Annotated in this window: 13 protein-coding genes; 3 read left to right on the top strand and 10 right to left on the bottom strand. The window is 38.0% G+C overall.

Annotation, left to right across the window (positions count from 1 at the left end; translation table 11 throughout):
- Positions 1–19 precede the first annotated feature (19 nt).
- Genes ACKWCF_RS08440 through ACKWCF_RS08430 form a run of 3 tightly spaced genes read right to left on the bottom strand, consistent with a single transcriptional unit; the run spans position 20 to position 1,769 of the window.
- Entirely contained in the window at positions 20–502 is a 483-nt protein-coding gene (locus ACKWCF_RS08440; RefSeq protein ID WP_409477135.1) for a hypothetical protein, read from the bottom strand.
- A gap of 17 nt (positions 503–519) precedes the next feature.
- The gene (locus ACKWCF_RS08435; RefSeq protein WP_409477134.1) at positions 520–948 is read right to left on the bottom strand and encodes a SufE family protein; all 429 of its coding nucleotides are present in this window, start codon (positions 946–948) and stop codon (positions 520–522) included.
- Positions 933–1,769, bottom strand: coding sequence for a hypothetical protein (locus tag ACKWCF_RS08430; RefSeq protein ID WP_409477133.1), 837 nt, complete (start codon positions 1,767–1,769; stop codon positions 933–935). Before ACKWCF_RS08430 ends, ACKWCF_RS08435 begins: the two co-directional genes overlap by 16 nt.
- A 137-nt stretch (positions 1,770–1,906) precedes the next feature.
- Between ACKWCF_RS08430 and ACKWCF_RS08425 the strand changes: the two genes are divergently transcribed.
- Positions 1,907–2,164 carry a hypothetical protein gene (locus tag ACKWCF_RS08425; protein ID WP_409477132.1) on the top strand — a complete coding sequence of 86 codons (258 nt, stop codon included), beginning with the start codon at positions 1,907–1,909 and terminating at the stop codon, positions 2,162–2,164.
- Positions 2,165–2,191: 27 nt separating this feature from the next.
- Positions 2,192–2,404, top strand: coding sequence for a hypothetical protein (locus tag ACKWCF_RS08420; protein ID WP_409477131.1), 213 nt, complete (start codon positions 2,192–2,194; stop codon positions 2,402–2,404).
- A gap of 82 nt (positions 2,405–2,486) precedes the next feature.
- Here the strand turns inward: ACKWCF_RS08420 and mutS are convergent, their stop codons facing one another.
- The 7 genes from mutS to ACKWCF_RS08385 form a co-directional block, all read right to left on the bottom strand.
- Entirely contained in the window at positions 2,487–5,009 is a 2,523-nt protein-coding gene (gene mutS / locus ACKWCF_RS08415) for a DNA mismatch repair protein MutS (RefSeq protein ID WP_409477130.1), read from the bottom strand.
- Between the two features lie 107 nt (positions 5,010–5,116).
- Positions 5,117–5,584 carry a GNAT family N-acetyltransferase gene (locus ACKWCF_RS08410; RefSeq protein ID WP_409477129.1) on the bottom strand — a complete coding sequence of 156 codons (468 nt, stop codon included), beginning with the start codon at positions 5,582–5,584 and terminating at the stop codon, positions 5,117–5,119.
- An 8-nt stretch (positions 5,585–5,592) separates the two neighbouring features.
- The gene (gene mpl / locus ACKWCF_RS08405; protein ID WP_409477128.1) at positions 5,593–7,020 is read right to left on the bottom strand and encodes a UDP-N-acetylmuramate:L-alanyl-gamma-D-glutamyl-meso-diaminopimelate ligase; all 1,428 of its coding nucleotides are present in this window, start codon (positions 7,018–7,020) and stop codon (positions 5,593–5,595) included.
- 34 nt (positions 7,021–7,054) lie between these two features.
- On the bottom strand, positions 7,055–8,113 hold the full coding sequence (locus ACKWCF_RS08400) for a serine hydrolase domain-containing protein (RefSeq protein ID WP_409477127.1): 1,059 nt from the start codon (positions 8,111–8,113) through the stop codon (positions 7,055–7,057).
- Complete coding sequence (locus tag ACKWCF_RS08395; protein ID WP_409477126.1) at positions 8,103–9,065, bottom strand: LD-carboxypeptidase; 963 nt, start codon at positions 9,063–9,065, stop codon at positions 8,103–8,105. The genes ACKWCF_RS08400 and ACKWCF_RS08395 overlap by 11 nt, the downstream gene beginning before the upstream one ends.
- Complete coding sequence (gene purB / locus ACKWCF_RS08390; RefSeq protein WP_409477125.1) at positions 9,046–10,347, bottom strand: adenylosuccinate lyase; 1,302 nt, start codon at positions 10,345–10,347, stop codon at positions 9,046–9,048. The genes ACKWCF_RS08395 and purB overlap by 20 nt, the downstream gene beginning before the upstream one ends.
- Positions 10,348–10,350: 3 nt before the next feature.
- Positions 10,351–11,298, bottom strand: coding sequence for a hypothetical protein (locus tag ACKWCF_RS08385; protein ID WP_409477124.1), 948 nt, complete (start codon positions 11,296–11,298; stop codon positions 10,351–10,353).
- Positions 11,299–11,412: 114 nt separating this feature from the next.
- Here ACKWCF_RS08385 and ACKWCF_RS08380 point away from each other — a divergent pair, with 114 nt between their 5' ends.
- Positions 11,413–12,210, top strand: a complete 798-nt coding sequence (locus tag ACKWCF_RS08380) for a hypothetical protein (RefSeq protein ID WP_409477123.1) — start codon at positions 11,413–11,415, stop codon at positions 12,208–12,210.
- Positions 12,211–12,217 lie beyond the last annotated feature (7 nt).

Below are 12,217 nucleotides of genomic sequence, written 5' to 3'. Positions count from 1 at the left end.
AAGCAAACTATCCGTTCGCTTAGGCTTTTGAACGAGAGTTGCTTGCAACTCTTCTTTTAGATTTAGAACGTGATTTCTTTTTTGATTCGCACTTTGGAAGTTCTAACTTATCCGTGGCCTGCATTTCACCAAGCTCACAATCATCTAAACTGATTTTCATGAACTGATATTGGTTTTCTGATTTCATATACGGATAAAGCGCATTTCTTTGTTCATCGATATAAAAAGAATATTTCGATAAATCACCCAGCGATTGCCATTTGTTTGTTGGCCATTGGCAGATTTTTTTTCCTAAATCATTTACGATAGAAATATCATTTTCTAAAATAACACTATTTCTTAAAGTCCCGAAAATACGCTTATTACCACGAGATAACAGCTTATCTTCTTCCATAACTGAACATACTTTAGGGGCATCTTTAACTTTGCGCATGCGGATTCTTCCTGCCTCTGCTGCAAAAGTAAACGAAATCACTATCCATAGCGATAAAATAAGTCTCATATAATTTATGGTAGGGGCTATTGTTTAGAAAGTAAATAGGCAAATGCGGTGGCGTAGTATTTAATCTGTTTTATCATCGAATATAAGCCATTTGTACGAGAAGGAGACAGTCCAGAATCAAGACCTATATCCTTTAAAAAGGAGGCGTCATATTTCATGATATCCGAGGGAGTTTGCCCCGAATACACAGATAAAACTAGAGCTACTAACCCACGCACAATAATCGCATCACTGTCACCAATGAAATAGACTTTTCCATCTTTAAGCTCTGCTTTAATCCAAACTTGTGATTGGCAACCTTTAACTTTCAAATCTTCAGTTTTTAACTCTTCAGGAATACCGGGCCAAGCTTTTCCAAGCTCAATTAATTTTTCGTATTTCAGTTCCCAATCATTAATATTAGAAAACTTCGCAACCATTTCTTGAGCTTTTACTTCGATAGACATGCGTATCCTTGTAACACTCTTTTTTCTAAATTCAACCCTTGTTCGCCTAAAATTTCCTTAAAGGATTTGCGCGTTTGCTTTTGAACAAGCTCATAGCAAGAAAGATAAAATTCTTTAGGGTCTGTATACCCATTCCAGTAAAGCTTTAGCTCTTTAGGCTGAATTGTGGTTTGTGTTTTTTCACTCTTGGTAAAGTCTTTTTTATTCAAAAATACGAGCTGATCCGAGATATCTCGAGGAGAAAAGTCTTTCATCACAAGACAGTCTTCAGCTAAAGCCATCTCAACATAACTTAAATAATTATTCATTTCAGTCCAAAGATTTTGACCCGATTTTCCGTAATCACTGCGGCAAAAAAATGTGGTGCAAACTACCCCACGAAATTCCCAAATACCACAGCGGTTTTTTTCTTTGTCGTAATAATGGCATAATAAATCTTCGCGATTACCGAAATCTTTTTGTTTTTTATGAGTAAAACGATACTGATAATCAAAATCCGGAAAAATTCCAAGTGGCAAAGCAAAGCGGCTTTCACCAATCATTTTCTCTATGACTTTATGGCCATCTAATTTTTCTTTTAAAATTCCGCCCACTGCAAAATTCGGTAAAAAAGGAACAAAGGTGCAACATTTTAGATTTGCCTCATAAGTGTAAGGAAATCTTTTATCGCGCGCGCGCAGGCAATTATCACAAGTGGCTTTTGTTTCACTGATCTCTAAATTTAGAATTTTTCGGTCTAAAAAATTTTGATAGACCTTAGGTAAAACCTGTTTAAAAGCCATCGTTCCGTCTTGAGACGGGTGTTCGTCTCTCTTATGCACCTGTTATTAAACTAACACCCCAGAATCGCCAAAGCCACCCTATTCACCATAACTGGATCATCGTGAATCACTCGGTTGGCACACGGATTTCATAGGTATTTATGTATAGACCCTGACTTAAACAAAAGGAGCACTCTATGAAAACAACTTTATTAACTATCGCCTTAGTATCAGCTTTAGGTTCGACTTCATTTGCGGCTGCTTCTAAAACTTGGACTTTCACTTATAAACCAAAAGCTAAAGACTCATTTGCGCTTACATTTAACGCAGAAACTAAACAAGAGGCCTTCAAAGTTGCGTCAAAAGCATGCTTCCATAAGCTAACAAATGGCCAATACCCAGGTGAAGAAAAAGGTCTAGAGTACATTGATATTTGCGCTAATCCAAAAATGTAGTTATGATGACCCTATTGGAGCGTAACTATGGGTATTTTAAAAACAATCGGCGATGTCTTATTCGGTAAAGATCCTGAAATTTTCGACGACAAAGGCAATGTAGTTCACAAACTTCCTAAACGTAAATGGGATGACTGGGCTAACCGCTACATCAAAGGTGACGAGTACAACTGGCGTACTCACGTAGGTACTAAAGCTGGCGCTAAAAACGACCAAGCTCCTAAAAACGCTAAGAACTAATTTTTAAATTAAATTTAAAACTAAAAAGAGCAGCCCAAAAAGCTGCTCTTTTTTTATTTAGATATCTTACGAACAAGGACCTCTAGTTAAGAGATTCTTGCCATTTCGCAATCTGGTTTAACGCTTGTAAAGGCGATGTGTTTGAAATCGAAAGCTGCTTAAGCTCATTCATTAAAGCTTCGGCTTTTGGATCAATTGCAGGCTTATCAAAAAGCGATAACTGATTTGTGGTCGTTACTGGTTTCTCAGCTTTCGCAACCGGCGTTTGCGCTGGAGCCTCTAACACAACTTTTTTATTTTCTAAATTCACTAATAGAGATTTTGCACGCTCAGTGATTGATTTAGGTAATCCCGCAAGTTCTGCCACTTGAACCCCGTAGCTTTGTCCCGCTGGACCGAAATTTAAGATATGTAAGAACTCAATATTACCACCGTGATCGTGAATTTTCATATGCACGTTTTTAACTTGTGAGAACACTTGATCCATCGAAGTTAACTCATGGTAGTGAGTGGCAAAGAAAACCTGAGATTTCACGTTATTTAAAATATGTTCTAAAATACTTTGTGCTAAACAAAGACCGTCAAACGTAGCTGTTCCACGACCGACTTCATCTAAGATCAATAATGAGTTAGGTGTAGCTTGTTTTAACATTAAAGCTGTTTCAGTCATTTCAACCATGAATGTTGATAGACCTTCTGATAATTGGTCACTCGCACCAATACGCGTGAAGATTGAATCATAAAGTGGAAGGATAGCTTCAGTAGCTGGAACGTATGAGCCCATTTGCGCAAGTAACGCTGTTAAAGCCACTTGGCGCATTAATGTCGACTTACCGGCCATATTGGGGCCTGTAATTAAATAACAGTCGTTTTTATCAAGCGTAATGTTATTAGCGACGAATTTTCCACGTTGAAATTGTTCAACAACCGGATGACGAGATTGAATCAGTTTTAATTCACCTTGCCCCGCAAATGTTGGACGGCAGTAGCTTTCTTCTAACGATAACCACGAAAGACCGCTTAACACGTCTAGCTCAGAACAGTAGCTGGCAAGTTTTAACAATTCACTCGCTGTATTTAACACTTTAGTTCTTAAAGCATCAAAGATCGCAAACTCTAAATCATTACGCTTAGTTTGCGCTGACAATACTTTTTTCTCGAGCTCAATTAATTCATCCGTACAGAAACGTTCAGCGTTAGCTAATGTTTGTTTACGTTGGTAATGACTAGGAACCTTATCTTTATGTAAGTGCGTAATTTCGATGTAGTAGCCAAAGACGTTGTTGTAACGAATTTTAAGCGAGTTAATACCCGTCGCTTCTTTTTCTTTAGCTTCAAGTTTTTCAATATGCGATTGAGCATTCGTTGATAGTTCAATTAACTCATCAAGTTCTGGCGACACACCTTTTTGAATAATAAAACCTTGTTTTAAAGTTAGCGGTGCATCTTCTAAAACTGTTGTTTTAATTTCGTTAACTAAGGCATTTAACACATCAGTGTTAATTTTTGAGCCTAAGATATTTTTAGATTTATCGAAAGCATCTAAAGCGTAACCTACTGAAGTCGCAAGGCTTGTTAAATCACGCGCATTACATTGCGGCTGCGCGATCTTAGACATGCGGCGTTCAATATCACCCATACCAGATAAGATCTCGCGAAGTTTCTTTAACAAATACATATCTTCGCGAAAGAAATGAATCAGGTCTAAACGCTTTTCAATCGATTGTTTATTACGTAGCGGGAATAAAATCCACTGACGTAATAAACGAGCGCCTGAAGATGTTTTTGTTCTGTTAATCGCTTGAAATAAAGAACCCTGATCATCACCCTTGTAAGTTGAGAAAATTTCTAAGTGACGAAGTGTTTGGGTAGAAAGATTTAATCTGTGTTCAGTTTCACGTTGTACAAACGGCTGTAAAACTTTTTGAATTTTATCATCAGCAAGACTTAAGACATATTGCTGTAATAAATCAGCTGACGCTGGAGCATCAGTTAAAACCTTTCTCTCGACTTTAAAGTTTGTTACCAAAGCTACATACTTTTTGATCGTTTCAAGCTGTTCTGCGCTGTATTTAGATTCATCGAGTACAAGTTCAGCTACTGGAAGAATTTGAATTAATTTTAGTTGTGCGGTTAAATCACCAACTAAAAAGTAAAATGCTTCGCCTGTTGTAGAATCAATAAAACTTACCGATTCAGAATCAAGACCTGTGATGTAATGGCTTTGTGAAGCCTCTAACGTGTCAGAATCGTAAACCATACCTGGCGTTAAAATACGAGTCACTGCACGTTTAACTAAGCCTTTAGCTAATTTAGGATCTTCAACTTGATCACAGATGGCGATCTTTAAGCCCGCAGCTAAAAGTTTATTAATGGGACCTGAGATTGAATGGTGAGGCACTCCACACATTGGCGTTTGATCTTCAGATTTTTTATTTCTTTGAGTTAACGTAATTCCTAAAATCGGCGCAGCTTTTACAGCGTCGTCATAAAACATTTCAAAAAAATCACCCATGCGGAAAAGTAAAATCTTATCCTGATGAAGAGATTTAATATCCCAAAACTGTTTCATAAGTGGTGTTAGTTCGCCGTCTTTTTTAGCCACATTTTACCTCGAGAAAATACCAATAATTAGGTGTAAAAAAGGGTATACGAAGTTTCAATTTAAATAGACGGTTTTTGACGTGTTTGTGCTATGCGTATCTTGAGTGCTTATTTTAAAGGCTTAATCATTTCTAACTGCTGAGGAATAAAGCCTAATTTCACATTGAAATCGATCATCTTAGGATTAGAATAATAGACCTGAGTGCTGATAAGTTTTGCGCCTTGGCTTTTAGCCCACTCTTCGCCCCGTTTTTTAAGCTCTGAGCCGATACCGTTTTTACGGTAGTCATCATGAACCCAAAGCGAATCAATATTGGCGCGCAATTGATCGTACTTTTCTTCTAACTTTAACCAGTGAAGACCGATCACCTCATGTTTTTGATTTTTAGCCACCATGATCCAGGCCTTATTTCCTAATGATAGATTTTTTAAATAATCTACCCAAAATAAAACACGTTCATCGGTGACTTTGTAGTGCGGGTCCCAATTAAGTGGTGCGCTTTCATGAATGTACGCGGCAGATCTTAACTCTGCCTCATCATGGATATTTAAAAGCGAGTACTTAATGTCTTTCAAACTTTATATTACCCCAAAGCTGCGAAAAGCTTTTGATAAATTCCGTCAAAACCACCGTTCGACATAATTAAAATCACATCTTTTGGTTTTGCTGTTTGTTTTAAATATTTAACAATCTCATCAGCTGATGCCATTACATGCGCTGGTTTGTTTTTCTTTTTTAAATCATCAACCAACTCTGCTGAAGAAAAACGATCCGTTTCAGAAATTTTACCTTGATCAAACGCTTCAGCAATAATGATTTCATGGCTTTCAGAAAAAGCATCCACGTAATCTTTTTGAAACACTTTACGACGCGACGTTGCTGAACGTGGTTCAAAGACCGAAAACACTTTTCTAGATTTATATTTATTCTGAATTGCCATTACAGTTTCTTTAACCGCTGTCGGATGATGCGCAAAATCTTCAATCACTAAAATTCCACCTGGTTCACCTAAGATATCCTGGCGGCGTTTAACACCGGAAAAAGTCGATAAGCCCTTCATTGCACCATCTAATGGAATTTGATTCGCGTAAGCTTGGGACACAACCGATGTGGCATTTAAAATATTATAACGACCCGTCATCGTCGTCACAAAATCAGCTAATTTTTCACCGTTATGAGTGACTGAAAACTTAGTATAACCTTCAGTTTCTTCTAATATTTCGCAGACAAAACTGTTTGCTTTGCCAAAACCATACGAGAATTTATTTTTAATTTTGCAATGTTCAGCCACTTCGCAGACGTTTTTATCGTCGCCCCAGAAAACGAAATTTCCATTCTCAGGAATAAGCTTCATTAAACGTAAAAACGCGGCCTTTACCGCAGCAAAATCCGCATAAATATCTGCGTGATCAAATTCAACTGAAGTTAAAACCACATTACGTGGACGGTAGTGAATAAATTTAGGAACTTTATCAAAGTACGCTGTATCGTATTCATCACCTTCGATAACAAAGACATTCTGCTTAGGATTTCTAAAACTTTGTGAAAAGTTTTTAGCAATACCACCGATTAAAAATCCTGGTTCAAAACCCGCTTGATCTAAAACCCAAGACATCAACGATGTCGTCGTTGTTTTTCCGTGCGTTCCAGAAATGACGTAAGAAATACGATCATCAATGATAAATTCACCCATCGCTTGTGGTAATGAACAAAACGGAATATCTAGCTTAACCATCTCTTGCGCTTCTTCGTTGCTGGCTGAAATAACGTTTCCAACGATCACGAAGTCTGGTTTAGGTGTAAGATTATTTTTACTGTAAGGCTTTTGAATTTGAATGCCTAAGCTTTCTAATTGCGTCGACATTGGAGGATAAGGGTTAGAATCACTTCCAGTAACTTTATAACCTTTATCTTTTAATAAACCAGCTAATGATGCCATAGCTGTTCCGCAGATTCCCATTAAATGAACATGAGAACCCGGTTTGATTGATTTTAAACTTGATTGAGCCATATCTAAATCCTTTTAGATGAAGTTGAATAAAAAATTAAATTGTACGTTTAATCGCCTCGTAAATCCAAGAATGGATTTGCGGTCTAAGCTGAACATAAGCGCGGTTTTCACGGCCGTAGTTAACACGATTACTTAAAGCCACCACCAATAAATCTTGGCGCGGATCATACCAGAACGAAGTTCCTGTAAACCCTGTGTGACCGATCGAATGAATCGAGAAGTGTGGTCCACAGCTTGCGTTTTCAATTGATGGCATCATGTATCCCATCGCCCAATCCCCGACTTCCTGATCGATGGCGCGCGCTGCAAATAACTGAGCTGTCTTTTGTTTGATTTTATATCGAGCAATACCGTGAAGCTGTGAACGTAAATTTAAACCAAACGCCGCCACATCATCAACCGACCCAAAAAGGCCAGCGTGTGATGAAATGCCTCCTAAAGCCCACGTGTTTTCATCGTGAACTTCACCGCGCATCACTTTATGACGGAATGGACATTCTTCTGTCGGCGCGTACTGAGAAATATCGTTCAATGGCACGTTATCGATGTGAAAATCCATTGAAGTCGTTGGGTAGAAATCATTCTTAGCATCTTGCCATACCTGCAGAAGATCTTTTTTATAAAACGCTTCAAGTAAAAAACCTAAAGTCATAAAACCAAGATCTGAATAAACAGCTTTACCCGTTTGTTTTAATTCAGTTTTATTAATTTCACGGAATAACCATAAACGTTTCGTCTGCCAAGTGTCGTTTAAGCGAATGTCTTTGTAAAAAGGTCTCCACCACTCAAGGCCTGATGTGTGAGTTAAAAGCTCAGTGATCTTGATTTGATCAAAAGCAAAATCAGGTAAAATATCTTTAACTTTTGTTTCTAAGTTCCAAAGACCTTGATCATAGGCACGCATAATACTTTGCTGCGTGAAGATCACTTTCGTTAAAGACGCTAAATCATAAATTGGATAAGTCTGACCAACTTGTACATCACAGATCATGCGCCCGTGATGATAAGCCCGCACAACGACCCCAGGAGTTACATCCTGAATAGCGGTTTGTAGTTTTTCAATTAAAGCTCGTTCAATACTGTTATGGCGCATATGGTGAATACACTATCATGTTAGGGTTTTTGTCACAAGTTAGCACTGCTTTAGAGTTAAAAAATAATGGACGCTGGATGACTCCGTGCCCTGTTTCAACTCCTGAAAAAACCGGAATTTTTGTTTGCTTAGCAAAGCGCATAAGCGTTTCTTGCACTAAGCTTTGCCCGTTAGATTCTAATCCATCAACAAAATCGCCAAAGACAATAGCTGCTACATTTTTAAAAGCCTCAGCCTGACTTAGGTGTTGTAAAAAGCGATCAACTTTATAACCACGCTCGCCGATATCTTCAAAAAATAAAATCACATTATCTTTTTTCTGATATTTCGGCTGAAGTTTAGTTCCAATTGAAACCATAAACGTACATAGGTTTCCGCCGCGAACTGTGCCCTTAATCACTTTTTTCTTCGAAGCTAAAGCATTCATTGGCGTTAAGTTAGAAAACGAAACGGCGTTTTTCTCGCCCGTAATGACCTGAACAAGCTCCTGTTCAACATCAGCCGGAAGTTTGTTTTGCCCCACACGGTCTAACAAAGAGGCATGCAGTGTTGGCCAGCCCCATTTTTGATTTAAGAACTGATGCATACTTGTGATGTCACTTAAGCCGATAAAAACTTTAGGTGGCGCTTTTTTTGAAAGTTTTAATAAGTCTGGCCACAGACGAAAACTGCCGTAACCGCCACGTAAACACCAAATCGCTTTTGAATCTTTAGCATATAGGGCTTTTTTTAAATCTTGAAAACGAAATGAATCTGAATTTGAAAGATACAAGTCAGGCTGCAAAAGATGAGCATTAAAGCGTGGTTTAAACCCCATGCTTTCAATCCATTTTACGCCCATGCGAAAATGCTCTTCCGAGCAAGCTGAAGCGGGCGCAACGATATCAACGATATCGCCCCTTTTAAGAAAAAAGGCGTCTAATTTTGATGATTTACGAGATGTTTTTTTCATATTTCTTTAATCTTTTTTGAATCGCATCAACGTAGCGATCGCCTGAAAATAATGTTTTTAAATCTTTTTCAGTAAAATATTTTTTAAGTGATTTATCTTTAACAATGGCCTCTTTAAGATGGCCACTATCTGTTAAACCGTGTGCTAGCTTTTGCACAATCGTATACGCCTCTTCACGAGAAAGATTATGTTTCTCAACTAAATGAAGTAACAAATGCGAACTGTAAAGAACACCGCCTAACAAGTGAGAATTCTGAAGCATTTTATCTGTGTTTACATAAAGACCAGATAAAAGCGTATTCATACGGCGAACGATGTAATGGCAGGCCGTAAAACTATCTGCAAAGATCACACGCTCATTTGACGAGTGCGAAATATCGCGTTCATGCCAAAGCGGAATATTTTCAAACGCTGTCCACGCATAGCCCTTTACTAAACGAGCTAGACCTGTGATATTTTCAGCACTGATCGGGTTTTTCTTATGCGGCATAGCTGAAGAGCCTTTTTGCCCAGGAGTAAATCCTTCAATCACTTCAGAAACTTCACTACGTTGTAAGTGACGTAGTTCAATCGCTAAACGCTCTAAGCTAGCAGCCATATAGGCTAACGACATAAACACTTCAGCATGACGATCGCGCGGAATAACTTGTGTGGCGAAAGGTTCTACCGTTAAACCTAATTTTTTCGCTACTTGGGCTTCGATTTCCATATCAAATGAAGCTGATGTTCCGACAGCACCTGATAGTTTACAGATTTTAAATTGCTCATGGGCACGTTTAATACGTTCTTCAGCGCGAGTTACTTCAGATAAAAAACCAGCCAACTTAAAACCAAAAGTTGTGATCTCAGCAAAAATACCGTGTGTGCGGCCCGGACAAACTGTTTTTTCATGCTTTTTAACAAGCTTTTTCATTGTGGCTTTAAGAAGCTTAACTTCGGCTTCTAAAACTTTAAAAGCATCAGACATCTGTAAACTTAAAGCTGTATCTAGAACATCTGAACTTGTTAAACCAAAGTGAATAAAGCGACCGTTAGGCCCTACTGTTTCAGCCACTTGGCTTACGAAAGCAATCACGTCGTGTTTTGTGGTTTTTTCAATTTCCAAGATACGACTTAAGTTGATCTGACTTTTTTTCTTAATATCTTGATAAGCTTTAACTGGAATAAGGCCTTTTTGACTTTGCACTTCGGCCACAACCGTTTCAACCTGTAACATGTAGTGAAATCTATTTTCTTCTTGAAAAATATTTTTCATTTCTTCGGTTTGATAACGACTAATCATGACCTATACCCTTTGATCTGCATTTTTTATTTTATGCTTTTTATTAAATTCTTTTGAAAAATGGTTAAACCATTCAAAAACGTTGTCGCTCGAGTAAAAACTAAAGCACGGAAATCCTGACACACGATTATTTTCATCAACCGCCATCTTTTGACTATTCATCAAATGAACCGTCAACTCACTAACACTTAAAAACGAAAGACTAATAAAGCCAAATCTCGCTTCGATTTTTTTACGAAGACGCTCTTGAAAGTCATTATGAAACTGCTGGTTTAAATACTGATGATCAGGTATCAAAGCCCAAGCACTCAGCTCATTTTTACGCGGCTGAAGATAAAAACAATTATCAAAAACAGATTGATAGTTACTGTTTTCTAAAAACCAAAAATCTTCACGCGAAAAATCAGATGAAAGTTTGTAATTGTAACAAGTCCAGATTAAATCCGAACGGTTACGTTCCTTCACTAACGAATCTGATTTAGTTTTAATAAACTCTAAGCAAGAATCAGTCTGTTCGGCAAATAAGTGATCAAAACTGACAAGCCCTTTGTTTTTGATTTCAAGTTGAATATTTTTAAGATTTTTATTGTACTTAAGATCAACAACATCGTCTTTATCAAAAAACTGAATCGGAGCATCTGACTCACTCACAACTAAACTTTGCGGCGCCGGCTTTTTAAAACGCAAATCCTCTAAGAAATAGTTTTTTAAGCGCTGGCAAAACATTTCAGTCTGCTGATAATTTTCTTTATGAGCCGGCAATGTGTTGTCATTCGGATTTAAGTAATGAACCACACCTTGGTGGTACATACGGTGATCGTTAAAAGGAGCAAAGTTCGTATTTTTGGCGTGATCTAGAATAAGAAACGAAACCTCAACGCCGAGGGATCTAAAAAGCGAGCTAAATTTTACAGCAGTTGAGCTAGATGAAATTACCAGTGAGCTGAGCATAGTAAAAATTAAACCAGCCAAGCCCACTTTGCACAATTGAAGAATTGAAAATCTAACGCCTCAAGACTTAACCCTTGTAAAACACTGGGCACGCCCTTAGGATTAAGAAAGACCATGAAAAAACAGCTTTTGAGCCACATCTTAAGATTCATTTTTGCATTCGTTTTAGTCACAGCAAGTGCACCTATTCCGACGAAGTCTTTTGCCCAGACAACAACTCCTGAAGCTGATGATTCTTTTGACCCGTTTTCAGATTACAATGAGTTCGAACAAGAGACTGATGAAGAAGCTGATATCCATTTTTTACGCAACGGCCGTTACCTGACTTTAGGGTTATTAGCCGGCTACCGTGGCTTCACAAAAGGTTTCGCTGAAGGTTACGATCCGTCTTTGGACTACGGCGTTCAGTTCAGTTACTTTTTCGATTTAAACTTAGCCGCAGCCCTAAGTTATACGACTGCTGATCATGCCGTGTTCTTTCAAAGTTATGATAGCTTGCAAAACAACGATGTGAGCCAAACTTATTCAGGAACAGTTAATATTCAAATTTTTGATATTCACTTAAAGTATTACATTAACACCGACAATGTCACAAAAGGTCTTGCCGATCTAAATCCTTACCTACTTGTAGGAACAGGCATGTTTGTCAGAACTTACAACTTAGATGAAAGTTTTGCGAATGACCCTGATAAAGTTGTGGGTTTTCGCTTAGGCGGTGGTATTGAGATTCCTATGGTGCAGCGCCGTTTTTATATCGGAGCCCAAGCGCTTTATAACTTCGTGCAATTTCCAGACGAAAATAATCACTTTATCGACGAAGGCGGATCTGGAACACCAAATCCGAAAGAAGTATCACCTCACTTGGATGGTGATATCTTTGAAGTAAATCTGATTCTTGGAACTAATTTTTAACTAGCTT

It is taken from the genome of Pseudobdellovibrio sp. HCB154 (genome assembly GCF_046267985.1).
In the GTDB taxonomy this organism is placed as follows: Bacteria; Bdellovibrionota; Bdellovibrionia; order Bdellovibrionales; family Bdellovibrionaceae; genus Pseudobdellovibrio.
Note: the sequence above shows the minus strand (reverse complement) of the source record. Positions and strands in the feature narration are given on the sequence as shown.

What these genes read in the sequence shown, in the direction of transcription:
- ACKWCF_RS08440 (WP_409477135.1), bottom strand. Translation starts at nt 502, where the DNA reads ATGAGACTTATTTTATCGCTATGGATAGTGATTTCGTTTACTTTTGCA.
- ACKWCF_RS08435 (WP_409477134.1), bottom strand. Translation starts at nt 948, where the DNA reads ATGTCTATCGAAGTAAAAGCTCAAGAAATGGTTGCGAAGTTTTCTAAT.
- ACKWCF_RS08425 (WP_409477132.1), top strand. Translation starts at nt 1,907, where the DNA reads ATGAAAACAACTTTATTAACTATCGCCTTAGTATCAGCTTTAGGTTCG.
- ACKWCF_RS08420 (WP_409477131.1), top strand. Translation starts at nt 2,192, where the DNA reads ATGGGTATTTTAAAAACAATCGGCGATGTCTTATTCGGTAAAGATCCT.
- mpl (WP_409477128.1), bottom strand. Translation starts at nt 7,020, where the DNA reads ATGGCTCAATCAAGTTTAAAATCAATCAAACCGGGTTCTCATGTTCAT.
- ACKWCF_RS08400 (WP_409477127.1), bottom strand. Translation starts at nt 8,113, where the DNA reads ATGCGCCATAACAGTATTGAACGAGCTTTAATTGAAAAACTACAAACC.
- ACKWCF_RS08395 (WP_409477126.1), bottom strand. Translation starts at nt 9,065, where the DNA reads ATGAAAAAAACATCTCGTAAATCATCAAAATTAGACGCCTTTTTTCTT.
- purB (WP_409477125.1), bottom strand. Translation starts at nt 10,347, where the DNA reads ATGATTAGTCGTTATCAAACCGAAGAAATGAAAAATATTTTTCAAGAA.
- ACKWCF_RS08385 (WP_409477124.1), bottom strand. Translation starts at nt 11,298, where the DNA reads ATGCTCAGCTCACTGGTAATTTCATCTAGCTCAACTGCTGTAAAATTT.
- ACKWCF_RS08380 (WP_409477123.1), top strand. Translation starts at nt 11,413, where the DNA reads ATGAAAAAACAGCTTTTGAGCCACATCTTAAGATTCATTTTTGCATTC.